This is a genomic window from Cloacibacterium sp. TD35 (genome assembly GCF_028864635.1).
GTDB lineage: Bacteria > Bacteroidota > Bacteroidia > Flavobacteriales > Weeksellaceae > Cloacibacterium.
Genome location: NZ_CP104850.1, coordinates 1154007 through 1168998 on the forward strand (window position 1 = coordinate 1154007; position 14992 = coordinate 1168998).

The window sequence follows — 14992 nt, forward strand, 5'->3', positions numbered from 1 at the left end:
ATAAAATATCTTATCCCGCCTAAAAACACAAATGAAAAAATGTTAATTTATTTAGATTATATCTATTTAATTAATAATAGCCTAACGAACGTTAAGGTGATTTTTAAACTTGTAAAAGTAAAGAAATCAGTATTTTATCTTGTATTAAACAAACTTTGCAAAGTTACAAATTATTATTTAATGCGCAATAAATTTTATAAAAAAATATTTTTTCAATAATTATGATATTGTCAAAAATAATGCCAAAATCAATCCAACTATTGTGATAATTATCCCTTTTTTGAAAATTTTAGATTTCGGATTAAACATCCAAAATGAAGAAATCACAAAAAAGAATAATGAAACTCCAAAAATCGTGTTCAATAAATAAAATTTATGTTTAGAATCTGATTTGTGCAGTTCAGTCATTTTCTTTAAAACGTAAGGAAGTTCTTTTTTAGTATATTTTGCCTCTCCTGTTTTTGCATTATAAGTTCCTTCTTTGAAGATGATGAGGTCTCCTTTTTGCTCTTTCACTTCTAACCCTTTTATTTTAAGTTCTTTTCCAAGCTTGTCATTAGGAATATTGACATCTATTTTTTTTTCGATTTTCTTTTCATTTTTCAGAAAATCTGTGTCTCTATAAATCAGTAATACACCACTAATTGCGTATACCGCCATAATTCCCGCCATAAAATAACCGATGTAGCGATGTAAAAGTCTCATTGTAGTTCTTGTGTTCTTCATTTTCTAGGTATAGCTTATTATTTTGTTTAAAAGATAAAAGTGGAAAATAAGTTTTTCCACTTTTTGATTAAAATAAATATAATGGATTAAAACTTATAATTAAATGTTAAATAAAAATTTCTAGGAGTAATAGGATTTACAGAGTAATTTTCGTGTACATTGTAATCTACCACATCGAAAATGTTTCCTAATCTTCCCTGAACGTTGAGTTTCTTAAATTGGTAACCTACAGTGAAATCTACAGTGGTAAAGCCACCAATTTCATACATTCTATTTGTTTTTTGGTTTCCGTTAGAGTCTTTTAGATTGTTCCAACCTGCAAGTCTCTCTCCTGTATAAAAGGCTGTGAATCCTAGTTTCAATCCTTTCATGTATTTTGGTAAGGTGTAGAAGATAGAAGCGTTCGCTGTATTTGCAGGGGTTCTTACTAATCTTTCTCCCTCTATGAAGCTTCCTTCAGAATCTGGGGTGTCTGTATAAACCATGTTGTTGTAAGCGTACCCAGCATTGATTGAGAGATTGGGAGTAGGGTTTCCAGTAATGTCTAGTTCTATACCACGGCTTCTGGTTGCTCCAGTCATTTCTTTCACATTGGTGTCTAAGTTTATGTTTCCGTTTATGTCCAAAGAAGCTGTTTGGGCTAAATTGCTATTGTCTATTTGATATGCGGTAATATTAAACGCTAAAGTGTTTTTCCATATATTTTTCTTTAAGCCAATTTCATATTGGTCTATTAATGAAGAGGGAAGGGGTAAGTTGTTAATATCTCTTCCAGAGTTAGGGTTAAACGAATTGCTATAACTTGCAAATGTGCTGAAGCTATTATCAATCTGATAAACTAATCCTACTCTTGGCGAAAATGCACTTTCTCTAGGATTTCCTGAACTTGCTTTATATGTTTTAGTGTTATTCAAATAGTTTTCTACAATGGTGCTCTTGTTTTCTAAATAAGACCATCTTAAACCAGCTAGAACTTTAAATTTATCAGTGATAGAAATTAAATCTTGAGCATAAATACCCACTCTTCTTGTAGGAATTCTGTTTAGATCCTTTTGTCTTGAATTTAGTATATTTCCAGATTTCCAAGTGTTTTCATCTGATATAGATATGTTTCCATTGCTGGTGTTTCCATTGGTGCTATAAACAAAGTTGTTTCCAGCATCTGCGAAGCTTCCATCTTGTTTTTGTAGTTGGTAAGCATAAGTGTCTGCTTGTAAATAATCAGCATCTGCACCAACTAAAAGTTTATGATTTAATTTTCCAGTTTTGAAATGACCATTTAAATTGAACTGAAGGCTTCCGTATTTTTGTTCTTGAAGTTGCTTGTTTAATGTTCTCTTCCAAATGTAATCGCCATTGGTTTGCAGATTCCACTGAATTCTTTCAGTTCCGTAAAAATCCCGGGTATAATCTTGGAAAAATGCAACCGTATTAAAGTTCCAGTCTGCATTTATTTCATGGTTTAATGTTACCGTAGAAGTAAGCATTTCATTGGTTTGATATTGCCAAGTAGCACCAGGGAATTTATTGATTCCTATAAGGGTATTAAGTTTAGATTCGCTAGTAGTACTATTGATTACTAATCCGCCTAAACCAAAATCTGGCGTAAAGTGGTGTTTGAGATAATCTGCTTCTATGATGATTTGTGTTTTTTCTGAAATGTTATAAAGGAAACTAGGGTTGAAATAGTGTTTTTCTGATTGTACAAAATCTCTGAAACTTTCTTTGTTTTCGTAGCTTCCGTTTACTCTAAAAGCTGAATTTTTAGTTAGTTTACCATACATGTCAATAGTAGGTTTAACATTATTCCAGCTTCCATAATTTAAAGCGATATTTCCACCAAAATTAAATAAAGGTTTTTTAGTTACCATGTTTACAATTCCACCAGGAGCCACGTTTCCATAAAGAATTGCTGCACTACCTTTTAATACTTCTACACGTTCTAGACCAGAAACTTCTGGGAAAATTCCTGAGTTTACTCTACTTCCGTTTTTGTAAATATTTTCATTGCCAAAAGTGTAACCTCTTGCCCCAAAACTATCTTGAGACGCACCTCTTGCTGAGGTGATATAAACACCATTTACATTTTTTACTACATCAGAAAGCTGTTGTGCTTGTTGCTGTTCTATTATTTCATGAGTTACGATGGCAATGGCTTGTGGAGTTTCCATAACGTCTAGCTGAGATTTTGTGGTAGAAACTCTTGCGTTATTAGGATTTCCTGTTTTATGAAGTTTTATGTCTTCTATTGTTCTGGTATATAAACTGTCTTTTTTTTGTTGAGCATTTACAGTAATTGATGCAGCAACAAATAAAAGGGGAAGTATTTGATTTCTCATTTAAATTTATTTAGAATGATTAAGAATAATATTGCAAAAATAAAAATGTAAGTCTAAATCACAAAATTTATTTAGAATAATTTTAAATAAGATTGAAAAAATTTTAATTTATTCAGATTATCAGTTGTTTATGAAATATGACTTTTATCATGTTTCTCTTTTCTAGCCCATGTAAAAACCTTAAATTTGCCCTTCACGAATAGGTTTTACTTATGAAATATATTTTTCTATCATTAATATCAGCTCTATTATTATCCATTTCTTGGCCCACTTACGGAATTCCGTTTTTTATATTTTTTGCTTTTGTTCCATTGTTATTAATGGAGCAAGAAATTTCTAAATTTTCAAAAATCAATAAAAAAGGATGGACTGTTTTTGGTTTAACTTACCTTGCTTTTTTTATATGGAATGTGTTAACTACAGGTTGGTTGTATCATGCTAAAAGTCCAGACGGAAATAACTCTCTTTTGGCAGTTGCAATTCCTGTTATTGTCAATTCTTTATTGATGAGTTTTGTTTTTCAATTGTACTATTGGTACAAGAAGGTAACGGGAACATATTTTGGGTTGGTATTTTTTGTTGCGATTTGGTTAAGTTTCGAAAGGTTTCATCTCAATTGGGAATTTACTTGGCCTTGGCTTAATCTAGGAAATTCGTTTTCAGAATATCCTCAGTTAATTCAGTGGTACGACACTATTGGCGCAACTGGCGGTAGTTTTTGGATTTTGCTAATTAATGTATTTGCTTTTTATACATTGAGAATTTGGCAAGCAGGAAGAATAAGAAAAGATTTGGTGAAGAATATTTCTATTTTAGTTACAATTATTGTTCTGCCTCTTCTGATTTCTATTTATAAATACAATTCTTATCAAGAAAAACCTGTAGGAGAAGTTACCACGCTTTTGCTTCAGCCAAAATTAGATCCCTATACCGAAAAATACAGCAAAGATTCTTTACAGATATTAGGAGAACTTTTGACTTTAGCTAAAGAAAATTCTAAAACAAAAGTAGATTTTTTTATTGCGCCCGAAACTGCATTTCCCGGGAACGGAAGCTTGAGCGAAAATGGTTTTAATAAAAGTACTTCTATTGCGATTGCCAAAGAATTTTTAGGAAAACACCCGCAATCTATATTTTTAACAGGAGCTTCTACGCATAAATTTTTGTTTGACGAAGCAGCAACTGAAGATTATTCTACTAAAATTCAAGAAGGAGTTTGGGTAAATTCTTATAATTCTGCATTGCAAATTATTCCAAATCAAGAAGTGGAGGTTTATCACAAAGCGAAATTGGTTCCTGGAGTAGAAATTTTCCCATATATTAGATATCTAAAGCCTATTTTGGGAGATGCGATGCTGGATTTCGGAGGTGCTAACTCATCTCTTGGAATCGATAAGGAAAGAAAAGTTTTCAGCAATAGATTTAACAAAGCAAAAATGGCTCCCATCATTTGTTACGAGAGTATTTATGGAGAATATGTAACCGATTATGTGAGAAATGGAGCGAATCTTCTCGCAATTATGACCAATGATTCTTGGTGGGATAATACCGAAGGTCACAAACAATTACTTTCTTATGCCAGACTGAGAGCTATAGAGACTAGGAGAGAGATTGTACGTGCTGCCAATAGTGGAATCTCGGCGCACATCAATGCAAGGGGAGACGTTCTACAAGACACCTTTTATGACGATAGAACAGCACTATTGATAAAGGCTAATTTGCTCGAAGAAAAATCTATTTACACAAAAATAGGTGATTTAATCTCAAGAATTGCTATATTTGTGCTCGGATTTTTAATTATTTACCACTTCGGAGAAAGAATAGCCTCTAAAAAATAATTTACAAAATTTAGATTAAATTTTTTTGAAAAATTACAAATTTATTTGTTTGAAAATTTGTGAGTTCAAAAAAATATCTATAATTTTGCACACTCAAAATACATAGTAGTAAAAAAGAACATCGAGATATGTCAAGAATTTGCCAAATAACAGGTAAGCGTGCAATGGTAGGAAACAACGTTTCTCACGCAAATAACAAAACGAAAAGACGTTTTGAAATTAATTTATTAGAGAAGACATTTTATCTTCCAGAGCAAGAAAAAAGCGTAACATTAAGAGTTTCTGCTCATGGTTTGAGAGTTATCAATAAAATTGGTATCGAGGAGGCGATTGAAAGAGCAACAAGAAACGGATTTTTAAAATAATAAGAAATGGCTAAGAAAGGAAATAGAGTTCAAGTAATTCTTGAGTGCACAGAGCACAAAGAAACAGGTGTGGCTGGAATGTCTAGATACATCACCACAAAAAATAAAAAGAACACTACGGAAAGATTAGAGCTTAAAAAGTACAATCCGGTTCTTAAGAAATATACAGTTCACAAAGAAATCAAGTAATCTTTAAAAATATTAAAAGATGGCAAAGAAAGTTGTTGCAACGCTTCAATCAGGTCAGTCTAAAAAAATGACCAAAGTTGTGAAAATGGTAAAGTCTCCTAAGACTGGAGCTTACGTTTTCGAAGAAAAAGTAATGAATGCAGACGATGTAGAAGCTTATTTAAAAAAATAATTCTACGTCTTGTATAAACATATAAAACTACTCAATTTTTTTGGGTAGTTTTTTTGTTATCTTTGTGAACCAAAAAATTATAAAAAAAAGAAAGGCTTTAGTTTTGAAGGTCTTAAATCTCAAATCTTACGTATGAGTTGGTTTAAAAATATATTTAAAAAAGAGGAAAAAGAATCTCTAGACAAAGGTTTAGAAAAATCGAGTCAAGGTTTTTTTGATAAAATTTCTAGAGCAGTAGTCGGAAAATCTAAAGTAGATGATGAGGTTCTAGATGAGCTAGAAGAAGTACTTATTGCTTCTGATGTAGGAGTAAATACCACTGTAAAAATCATCGAAAGAATAGAAGCCAGAGTAGAAAGAGATAAATATGTAAACACTTCTGAATTGGATAAAATTCTTCGTGAAGAGATCTCAGCTTTACTTTTAGAAAATCCACATTCTCAAACTAAAAATATAGATGAGACTAAAAAGCCATACGTAATTATGGTGGTTGGAGTAAATGGTGTAGGAAAAACAACTACCATTGGTAAGCTAGCCAATCAATTTAAATCTCAAGGCTTAAACGTAGTTTTGGGAGCTGCAGATACATTTAGAGCTGCTGCAGTAGATCAATTGGTGATTTGGAGTGAAAGAGTAGGTGTTCCTATCGTAAAGCAAAATATGGGTTCTGATCCTGCTTCTGTAGCTTTTGACACGGTTCAAAGTGCTGTGGCACAAAATGCAGATGTAGTCATCATTGATACCGCGGGAAGATTGCACAATAAAATCAATTTAATGAATGAGCTTTCTAAAATTAAACGTGTAATGCAGAAGGTTTTGCCAGAAGCTCCACACGAAGTTTTATTGGTTTTAGATGGTTCTACTGGTCAAAACGCTTTTGAGCAGGCAAAACAATTTACTGCAGCTACAGAAGTTACAGCTCTTGCGGTAACGAAGCTAGATGGAACCGCAAAAGGAGGTGTAGTAATTGGTATTTCAGATCAGTTTCAGATTCCTGTAAAATACATTGGAGTAGGAGAAAAAATGGAAGATTTGCAATTATTTAATGGTGAAGAATTTGTAGATTCTTTCTTTAAAAAGAGATCATAAGATATATTTTATAAAAAATTAAAATCGCCGTTTCAAAATTTTTGAAACGGCGATTTCGTTTTAATATGGATGGAAATGTTTTGCTATTTAATTGTAATCTGATAAGGGAGTGCCATTTGTACTCCATTATTCAGTTTCGGATTGGTTATTTTTTGGAAGAGTTCATAGTTTTCTTTTCCTACTTTTTTAGAAATTACTCTTGCGGCTATTTCATCTTCCTCGGTTTGTTTGAAGAATTCTTCTAGCGGACTAGATTTTCTAGGATAGCTGTCTAGTGAATAGTCTTTCAATTTTGCTTTGGTAGCGGCATAACTAATTGCTTGTTGAAGAGAGCCTAATTCATCTACCAAGCCTAATTGTTTTGCTCTGGTTCCGCTCCAAACTCTGCCACCACCAATTGCATCAATCTGTTCAAAAGATTTTTTTCTGTTTTGAGTTACAAAATATACGAATCTTTTATAAGTGCTTTCTACGCTTCTGGTTAAAATAGGGATGGTTCCAGGAGCTGCTCCAGAGAGTGGCGAGTAAACTTGTGAATTCGCATTAGTAGAAACAATGTCAGAACGAATACCGTTTCTATTGGCCAAATCTTTAAAATTCATGATCATGCCAAAAACACCTATAGAACCCGTTAAAGTATTAGGTGAAGAATAGATTTTATCAGCAGCCATAGAGATGTAATAACCACCAGAAGCCGCATAATCACCGAAAGAAACCACTAAAGGTTTTTTGAGTTTAAGTTGTTGTAATTCAAATAGGATTTCGTCTGAAGCATTTCCGCTTCCACCAGGTGAATTCACGCGTAAAACCACTGCTTTTATGTCATCATCTTCTGCTAAATCTTTGATGTATTTTATATATTTTTCAGAGTGAATATTTTGATATTCATCACCATTGAAGATTTCTCCAGCAGCGTAGAGAACGGCAATCTTGTTGTCATTACTTTTCTCTTCGTCTAAAGCATTGATGTATTTATTAACAGAGATTCTATTGATTTTTTCGTCAGACTTTAACTTGAGTTGTTTTTTTATTAGGTTTTCGTATTCAGATTTTTGTAACAGTTGGTCTGCCAATTTATTTTTTACAACTAATTCTGGAATAAAACCATATAAACTGTCTACTGCGGTTTTGAAACTAGCATCATCTAATTTTCTAGAAACTTTAATTTTAGTAGATATATTTCCCCAAATGTCATTGAGGAGTGTAGAAAGTTGCTCTTTGTTTTCAGGGGAAATGTCATTTCTTATAAAGGGTTCTACTGCAGCTTTGAATTTTCCGTGTCTGATAACGTCTACCCCAATACCGTATTTTGCGGCAAAATCTTTTAAGAAAGTTACTTCTGTAGACATTCCTTTGAGTTCTATCATTCCTACAGGATTTAGGTATAATTTATCTGCTACTGAGGCTAGATAATATGATTTTTGGGACATATTATTTCCGTAAGCATACACGAATTTGCCTGATTTCTTAAAATCTTCGATGGCAGCCCTTATGTCATCAGCCTGAGTGATTCCCGCTGGTAAATTGTCAACCTCTATACTAATCCCTTTGATTTTATCGTCTTTTTTAGCGTTATTAATTGCTTTTATTACGTCTAGAAGAAGTACATCTTTACTTTGACCAAAATCGAAGATGCTTTCTTCTTTTTCGGTGTAAGAGTCTATAACATTTCCTTTGAAGTTGATGGTGAGAACAGAATTATTGTCTACGTAAGGTTTTTGGTCGCTGCTCATAGTACTTGCAACAAAAAACAATATCATAAATCCAAATAAAACTATTCCGATTAAAAGAATGGCTACTATATTTGCAAATACATTTTTTATAAAATCTTTCATAATAATTTTGAAAACTTAATTATTGATTAATATGTCGTTACATTATGTGGTTTTGTTACTGGGTAGCAATTTAGGAGATACTCAGTCTAATTTAGATAAAGCGATTACAAAAATAGAAAAATGCTTGGGAAAAGTGATAAAAATGTCAGAAATGATAGAAACTCAACCAGTAGAGTTTGAAAGTAAAAATATTTTTCGTAATATTGCATTAGGCTTAACTACCACGCACTCGCCTTATTGTTTTCTGAATATAGTAAAATCTATAGAACGAGAGATGGGAAGAGAGCTTGATTCATCTGCAGTAGGAGGTTATATTGATAGAATTATAGATATTGATATTATATCATTTAATAATATTAATTTTGAATCTAAGAAACTGAAAATTCCTCATCATAAGCATTTATATGAAAGAGATTTTTCTAAGATTCTACTAGATAGTTTGAATATAAAATAAAAACACAAATATGAAATTAGGTTTATTAGCACTATTGTTATCTTTTCCTAGCTTTTTCTTAGCGCAAGATAACAAAGAGAATAGTGTGTATCCCAACACATTTACTTCTGGCTCTACAAAAGTGTCAAAATTTGACAATAAAGCCAAAAAGTATAATGATTGGGCTATCACTTTAGGAGGTGGTACATCAATTATGCAGCACAGTGATTTAACTTCTCTGAACCAAGACGGTAAAAACTACGGCTGGAACGCTTACGTAGGACTAGCAAAACAAATTAGTGATAAATTTGGGTTAGAACTACAATACCAAACTGGTAAAACTAAGCAGACTGGTAGAATTGTCACAAGACCTTCTTATGGATTAGGGGTAGCTACTACTAGGTACAATCAAGTAACCTTATTAGGTGATGTAAACTTTTCTAATTTTTTTAGAAGAACAGATAACAAGTCCCCTTTTAGGTGGTCTATACATGGTTATGCAGGTATAGGTTTACAAGGTTATGAGTTCGAAAGAAATGACGATAAGCCATTAACTACACTGCCAAATGGAAGTGTTATTGATGAAAATTATCAGAAATTTACGCAACCTTTTAGAATAGATTCATTCTTTTATCAAGGTGGAGCTGGTGTAAAATACAATTTGTCAAGAAGAATTGATATTGACACTAGATTTATGTATGTAATTTCTGGTGACGATGAATTTGATGGTGGTGGAGAAACACCTGACGGAGTTTATAATCAAATAAAGAGAAATTTCTCTGATAACATGATTGTTGCCAATATAGGCGTAACAATAAAACTAGGAAGACACAATACTCATTTATCTTGGTATGATGCTAATAATGAGGCTCTAAGAAAAGTTATTGCTTTAGAAAGTAGAGAGGTAGAACCTATCATTTGCGAGAGAGGAGATGCTGATAAAGATGGCGTTTGCGATGATTGGGATAGAGAACTAGATACACCTTTTGGAGCTAGGGTAGATGGTTCGGGTAAAGCATTAGATATGGATTTAGATGGAGTTATAGATCTAAATGATGCATGTGTTACCGTTCCAGGTCTTGCTAAAAACAAAGGTTGTCCTTACATAGCAGACGAAACTCTAGAAATTATCGAAGAAATCAACAAATTTGAAGGAATTGAGTTCGAATTGAATAAAGATGTAATCAGAGTTCAGTCTTATGCTAAGCTAGACAATGCTGCAGAATTAATCAAAAAATTAAATTCTACAGTTAAGTTCTATGTAATCGGAGGAACTGATACCAGAGCTTCAGATAATTATAACTTTGACTTGTCTGAAAGAAGAGCAAAAGCTGTTAAAAATTATTTAGTTAGCAAAGGGGTAGATCCAGAAGTACTTATTACTGAAGGTAGAGGCGAAAAAGACCTTAAATATCCAGAATGTAACCCAGCTACTAAGTGTCCAGAATGGAAAAATGAAGCCAACAGAAGAGTTTATTTCAAAGCGGCTCAATAATTTTAATCTTTCAATTTAAAAAATACAAAATCATGAAAATAAATTTTGCAACTTTCACATTAGCAATGCTTTTGCCTTTGTCAGTTACAGCACAACAAAAAGATAACTTTTATGTAGGAGATCAAAATAAACCTTTTACACAAAAAGAAAAAAAGTTTAACGATTGGGCAATCTCTGCTGGATTTGGTATCCCATTAATTCAATCGGGAGACCTAACTTCAATTAAAAATGGAGCAGGTAAAAACCTATTTGGATATTCAGCATATTTAAGTGTAGATAAAGCCATTACCCATGCTTTTGGGTTAAATCTTCAATATGATTTAGGAGAAACAAAACAAGGTTTAGCTAAAATTAATGAAGGTACAGTAGCTACAAACGTAGGGGCTAAAACCAAATATCAAGCAATAAGTTTGATGGGTGATGTTAATTTTTCTAATTTATTGAGAAGAGTAGACAATAACTCTCCATATAGATGGGCATTTCATGGGTATGCAGGACTTGGTGCTTTATCATACAAAGCCTATAGACAAGATAAAGGTTCGTCTTCAGCGCCGATGGTTACTGATATTAAGCTTTCAGCAAGCTCATTATTTGGACAAGCTGGGGCTGGAGTAAAGTTTAAGGTAAATAGAAGAATTGATATTGAAGGTAGAGTAATGTACGTAGTTACTGGTGACGATTCTTTTGACGGTGGAGGTAACTATTTAGGAAGTGAAGATGTGGGATACAAGGGATATGATAGCCCAGTGAATCTAAGAGAAGACCAAGTGTCTGATAACTTCTTCAATGCAACTTTGGGTATTTCTTTAAAATTAGGAAAACACCAATCGCACTTAATGTGGCATGACCCACTACAAGAAATTTATTACAAATTAGATGTTTTAGATAACAAAAATGTAGATGTAGAAGTTTGTAAAAAAGGAGACGTAGATAATGACGGTGTTTGTGATGATTGGGATAGACAATTAGATACTCCAATGGGAGCAAGAGTAGATGGAGCAGGTGTTGCGCTAGATGCAGATTTAGACGGAGTGATAGACTTAAATGATAAGTGTGTTACCGTTCCTGGACCAGTAGAAAACAATGGTTGTCCTAAGGTGGTAGTAGTAGATAAGAGCGCATTGGCTACAGATATAGAAATTGCATTAAGAGATGTTTTATTTAATTTTAATAAATCAACCATAAGACCAGAATCAAGTTCTAAATTAGACCTAGCTGCTCAGATTATTAAAGGTTCACAAGGTGGTACTTATTTATTAATTGGGCATACTGATAAAAAAGGTTCAGATGCTTATAACTTAGCACTTTCTAGAGCTAGAGCTGCAGAAGTAGTGAAAGAATTAGAAAAAAGAGGAGTTAACCCATCTCAAATTAAATCTAAAGGAGTGGGTGAATCTGAAGCTAAAGTAGCAGAATCAGCATCTGATGAAGCAAGATTACAAGACAGAAAAGTAGAAGTAAGATATGTGTTAGATTCTGAATGGAATTCTATACCAAAAAATGATATTCCTACGAAGTTAATCATTAAAAAATAATTTTTGAAATCAATACTAAAAGCTGCGTTTATCGCAGCTTTTTTTATGCAAAATTTTAAACTAAATTCTTAAATTTACCAAATGCAATCTTCTCATCATTTAGCTGAACTCACACAGAAAACCCTTACTCATTTTTGGGGGTATCAAGATTTCAGGGATTCACAACAAGACATCATTCATGCGGTTATTGCGGGTAAAGATACCATAGCACTTTTACCTACTGGTGGTGGTAAATCTCTTTGTTATCAGCTTCCAGCTTTGGTTTTAGAAGGCACATGTTTAGTTATTTCTCCACTTTTGGCTTTAATGAAAGACCAAGTTCAGCAGTTGAAATTAAGAGGAATAGAAGCAGAATATTTAAGTTCTGAATTAGATGAATTACAACAAGAAGAAATTTACGGTAGATGTATAGAAGGAATTACCAAATTGCTTTATATTTCTCCAGAAAGACTTCAGAATCGCCAATTTTTAGAAAGAATAGAAGAAATTCAGATTTCATTTATTGCAGTAGACGAAGCACACTGTATTTCTGAATGGGGACAAGATTTCAGACCGAGTTATCAAAATATTAAAAATTTTAGAACACTTTTTAAGAACGTTCCTTGCCTTGCGCTTACTGCTACAGCAACTCCAAAAGTTTTAGAAGACATTAAACTAAAATTGGGATTTACTCAATATCAAATTTTTAGAAAAAGTTTTAAAAGAGAAAATATTAGTATTTTTAATGATGAGGTAGCAGATAAATACCAGAGAGTTTTAGATTTGCTAAAACACAACCAAAACTCAGGGATTATTTATATCAGAACCAGAAAGGAAGCCGAAAATTTGACAGAATTTTTACAAAAAAATAAACTTAAAAATGTAGACTTTTTCCACGCAGGACTTTCTGTGAAAGAAAAGCATCAGAAGCAAGAAAAATGGCTCAAAAGTAACCAGAATGTGTTGATTTCTACCAACGCTTTTGGGATGGGAATTGATAAAGAAAACGTGAGATTTGTAATTCATTTTTCACCAGCACCCTCATTAGAAAACTACTATCAGGAAATCGGAAGAGCAGGTAGAGATGGCGAGAAAAGTTATGCTTTTCTGCTGTGGAACGAGCAAGAATTACTGAATTTAGATGATGTTTTTCAGAACCAGACTCCTTCTAAATCAGAGTTTTTAAAAGTAATTTCTTATCTGTATTCTACTTTTATGATTGCAGAAAATGAATTGCCGGAAAATATTTTTGAACTGAGTATTTCTAAAATTCAAAACTTTACTAAAATCTCTCAAGCCAAGATTAGAAATGTGCTTAATTTTCTGCATAATCAGGAGTTAATTTATCTCAATACCTCTAAAAATTTATCTACTTTAGAATTGAAATTTGAGGTAAGTGATTTAGAAAATTTGCAGAAAAAAGATAGTTATTTCATAGAATTATTGCTCAGATGTGTTGACGGTTTATCTACGCACAGAGTGCAGTTTAGCGAAGCGAATACTTGCAAAAAATTGGGAGTTGGCGCTCAAGAACTCAAAGAAAGACTGAAAGAAATTCACCAAAAAGGATATCTAGATTATCTGGACGGGAGTTTAGATTCTATCAGATTTTTGAAACCTAGAGAAGACCGAACTTTTTCTGGGAAATGGTGGAATCTTTTTGAGCAAATTCAGAAAAATAAATTGCAGAAATGGGAGGAAATGAAGTTTTATACCAGAAATCATGATTGCTGTAAAATGAAACTTATTCTTACTTATTTTGGCGAAAAAGAGACGAAAAATTGCGGAAATTGCTATGTTTGCACCGCCAAAAATTCTAAAACCAATCCTATTAGTGCGGAGAGACAAATTCTAGATATTCTACAGCAAAAACCAGCTACTTTAGATGATTTGAATGCGATTTTGTTAGAATATTCCAGAGAAAAAATTCAAGAAGTGCTCATCTTTTTGCTGGATTTAGGAAAAATTAGAATGTTAGATTTTAGAACGTATACCATTAAATAATTCTTTGTAAAAAGAAGATTCTTATAAAAATGAAAAATTTAAAAGTTGTTTTTTTCGGGACGCCAGATTTTGCGGCTAAATCTTTAGAAGCGATTCATCATTCTCATCACGAAATTGTGGGAGTAGTTACCGTTGCAGATAAGCCTTCTGGTCGAGGACAAAAATTAACCGAATCTCCTGTTAAAAAATTCGCTGTAGAAAATAATTTGCCTGTTTTTCAGCCAGAAAAACTCAGAAATTCAGAGTTTTTGGATGAAATGAGAAAACTAGAGGCAGATGTTTTCGTGGTGGTTGCCTTTAGAATGATGCCAAAAGTATTATTTGAAATGCCAAAAATGGGAACTTTCAATCTTCACGCAAGTTTATTGCCTGATTACAGAGGTGCGGCTCCAATCAATTTTGCGATTATTAACGGCGAAGAAAAAACGGGCGCTACTACCTTTTTCATCAATGAAAAGATAGATGAAGGAAACATTCTTTTGCAAGAAGAATTGCCTATTTCACCAGATGACAATGCAGGAAGTTTGCATGATCGATTGATGGAAATGGGTGCAAAACTGGTGGTAAAAACCTTAGATGGTTTAGCCGAAAATTCTATCACAGAACAACCGCAACCACAAGTTGCAGAGCGCAAAAATGCTTTCAAAATTTTCAAAGAAGATATGAGAATTCATTGGGGTCAAGAAACGGTTAATGTTCATAATTTTATCAGAGGAATGTCGCCTTATCCTTGCGCTTTTACCGCTTTGAAAATCGGTGAAGAAACAAAGGGTTTGAAGATTTATGCAGGAACTTTTGAAGTTTCAGAACATCAGAAAACGGCGGGAACTCTAGAAATTGCTAAAAATATTTTTAAAATTTATACGACAGACGGATTTTATTTGCCAACAGAAGTTCAGTTAGAAGGAAAAAAACGAATGAGTGTGAAAGATTTCTTAAACGGATTTCACAGTTTCGAGGATATAAAAATAGCGTAGAAATTTCTACGCTATT

General features: G+C 32.9%; 13 protein-coding genes. 10 read left to right on the top strand and 3 right to left on the bottom strand.

All coding sequences use genetic code 11. The features are described from left to right. Nucleotides 1-219: 219 nt before the first annotated feature. Both N7277_RS05275 and N7277_RS05280 read right to left on the bottom strand, forming a co-directional pair. Nucleotides 220-726, bottom strand: coding sequence for a hypothetical protein (locus N7277_RS05275; protein WP_274780659.1), 507 nt, complete (start codon nucleotides 724-726; stop codon nucleotides 220-222). An 86-nt stretch (nucleotides 727-812) separates the two neighbouring features. Further along, on the bottom strand, nucleotides 813-3065 hold the full coding sequence (locus tag N7277_RS05280) for a TonB-dependent siderophore receptor (protein WP_274780660.1): 2253 nt from the start codon (nucleotides 3063-3065) through the stop codon (nucleotides 813-815). 212 nt (nucleotides 3066-3277) lie between these two features. Between N7277_RS05280 and lnt the strand changes: the two genes are divergently transcribed. From lnt to ftsY, 5 genes are all read left to right on the top strand, one after another. Next, the gene (gene lnt, locus N7277_RS05285; RefSeq protein ID WP_274780661.1) at nucleotides 3278-4903 is read left to right on the top strand and encodes an apolipoprotein N-acyltransferase; all 1626 of its coding nucleotides are present in this window, start codon (nucleotides 3278-3280) and stop codon (nucleotides 4901-4903) included. A 128-nt stretch (nucleotides 4904-5031) separates the two neighbouring features. Next, the gene (rpmB, locus tag N7277_RS05290; RefSeq protein WP_069797241.1) at nucleotides 5032-5268 is read left to right on the top strand and encodes a 50S ribosomal protein L28; all 237 of its coding nucleotides are present in this window, start codon (nucleotides 5032-5034) and stop codon (nucleotides 5266-5268) included. Between the two features lie 6 nt (nucleotides 5269-5274). Continuing rightward, nucleotides 5275-5457 (top strand): 50S ribosomal protein L33, encoded by a 183-nt coding sequence (gene rpmG, locus N7277_RS05295; protein ID WP_039341297.1) that lies wholly within the window; start codon nucleotides 5275-5277, stop codon nucleotides 5455-5457. Nucleotides 5458-5476: 19 nt separating this feature from the next. After that, the gene (locus tag N7277_RS05300; RefSeq protein ID WP_069797240.1) at nucleotides 5477-5629 is read left to right on the top strand and encodes a DUF4295 domain-containing protein; all 153 of its coding nucleotides are present in this window, start codon (nucleotides 5477-5479) and stop codon (nucleotides 5627-5629) included. 132 nt (nucleotides 5630-5761) lie between these two features. Further along, nucleotides 5762-6718, top strand: a complete 957-nt coding sequence (ftsY, locus tag N7277_RS05305) for a signal recognition particle-docking protein FtsY (protein ID WP_274780662.1) — start codon at nucleotides 5762-5764, stop codon at nucleotides 6716-6718. Nucleotides 6719-6801: 83 nt separating this feature from the next. On the opposite strand, the gene sppA is transcribed toward ftsY, so the two are convergent. After that, nucleotides 6802-8553: a signal peptide peptidase SppA gene (gene sppA / locus N7277_RS05310; RefSeq protein WP_274780663.1), complete on the bottom strand. Its 1752-nt coding sequence runs from the start codon at nucleotides 8551-8553 to the stop codon at nucleotides 6802-6804. A 31-nt stretch (nucleotides 8554-8584) separates the two neighbouring features. Between sppA and folK the strand changes: the two genes are divergently transcribed. From folK to fmt, 5 genes are all read left to right on the top strand, one after another. After that, a complete protein-coding gene (gene folK, locus N7277_RS05315; RefSeq protein WP_274780664.1) occupies nucleotides 8585-9007 on the top strand; it encodes a 2-amino-4-hydroxy-6-hydroxymethyldihydropteridine diphosphokinase in 423 nt (140 codons plus the stop codon). Nucleotides 9008-9017: 10 nt separating this feature from the next. Further along, a complete protein-coding gene (locus tag N7277_RS05320) occupies nucleotides 9018-10481 on the top strand; it encodes an OmpA family protein (protein ID WP_274780665.1) in 1464 nt (487 codons plus the stop codon). 32 nt (nucleotides 10482-10513) lie between these two features. Further along, a complete protein-coding gene (locus N7277_RS05325) occupies nucleotides 10514-12016 on the top strand; it encodes an OmpA family protein (protein WP_274780666.1) in 1503 nt (500 codons plus the stop codon). Nucleotides 12017-12097: 81 nt separating this feature from the next. After that, nucleotides 12098-13999 (top strand): RecQ family ATP-dependent DNA helicase, encoded by a 1902-nt coding sequence (locus N7277_RS05330; RefSeq protein ID WP_274780667.1) that lies wholly within the window; start codon nucleotides 12098-12100, stop codon nucleotides 13997-13999. 29 nt (nucleotides 14000-14028) lie between these two features. Next, the gene (gene fmt / locus N7277_RS05335) at nucleotides 14029-14976 is read left to right on the top strand and encodes a methionyl-tRNA formyltransferase (protein ID WP_274780668.1); all 948 of its coding nucleotides are present in this window, start codon (nucleotides 14029-14031) and stop codon (nucleotides 14974-14976) included. Nucleotides 14977-14992 lie beyond the last annotated feature (16 nt).

Excerpts from the sequence above, each read along its gene's own strand:
- N7277_RS05275 (WP_274780659.1), bottom strand. The coding sequence starts at position 726 with ATGAAGAACACAAGAACTACAATGAGACTTTTACATCGCTACATCGGT.
- N7277_RS05280 (WP_274780660.1), bottom strand. The coding sequence starts at position 3,065 with ATGAGAAATCAAATACTTCCCCTTTTATTTGTTGCTGCATCAATTACT.
- lnt (WP_274780661.1), top strand. The coding sequence starts at position 3,278 with ATGAAATATATTTTTCTATCATTAATATCAGCTCTATTATTATCCATT.
- rpmB (WP_069797241.1), top strand. The coding sequence starts at position 5,032 with ATGTCAAGAATTTGCCAAATAACAGGTAAGCGTGCAATGGTAGGAAAC.
- rpmG (WP_039341297.1), top strand. The coding sequence starts at position 5,275 with ATGGCTAAGAAAGGAAATAGAGTTCAAGTAATTCTTGAGTGCACAGAG.
- N7277_RS05300 (WP_069797240.1), top strand. The coding sequence starts at position 5,477 with ATGGCAAAGAAAGTTGTTGCAACGCTTCAATCAGGTCAGTCTAAAAAA.
- ftsY (WP_274780662.1), top strand. The coding sequence starts at position 5,762 with ATGAGTTGGTTTAAAAATATATTTAAAAAAGAGGAAAAAGAATCTCTA.
- sppA (WP_274780663.1), bottom strand. The coding sequence starts at position 8,553 with ATGAAAGATTTTATAAAAAATGTATTTGCAAATATAGTAGCCATTCTT.
- folK (WP_274780664.1), top strand. The coding sequence starts at position 8,585 with ATGTCGTTACATTATGTGGTTTTGTTACTGGGTAGCAATTTAGGAGAT.
- N7277_RS05320 (WP_274780665.1), top strand. The coding sequence starts at position 9,018 with ATGAAATTAGGTTTATTAGCACTATTGTTATCTTTTCCTAGCTTTTTC.
- N7277_RS05325 (WP_274780666.1), top strand. The coding sequence starts at position 10,514 with ATGAAAATAAATTTTGCAACTTTCACATTAGCAATGCTTTTGCCTTTG.
- N7277_RS05330 (WP_274780667.1), top strand. The coding sequence starts at position 12,098 with ATGCAATCTTCTCATCATTTAGCTGAACTCACACAGAAAACCCTTACT.
- fmt (WP_274780668.1), top strand. The coding sequence starts at position 14,029 with ATGAAAAATTTAAAAGTTGTTTTTTTCGGGACGCCAGATTTTGCGGCT.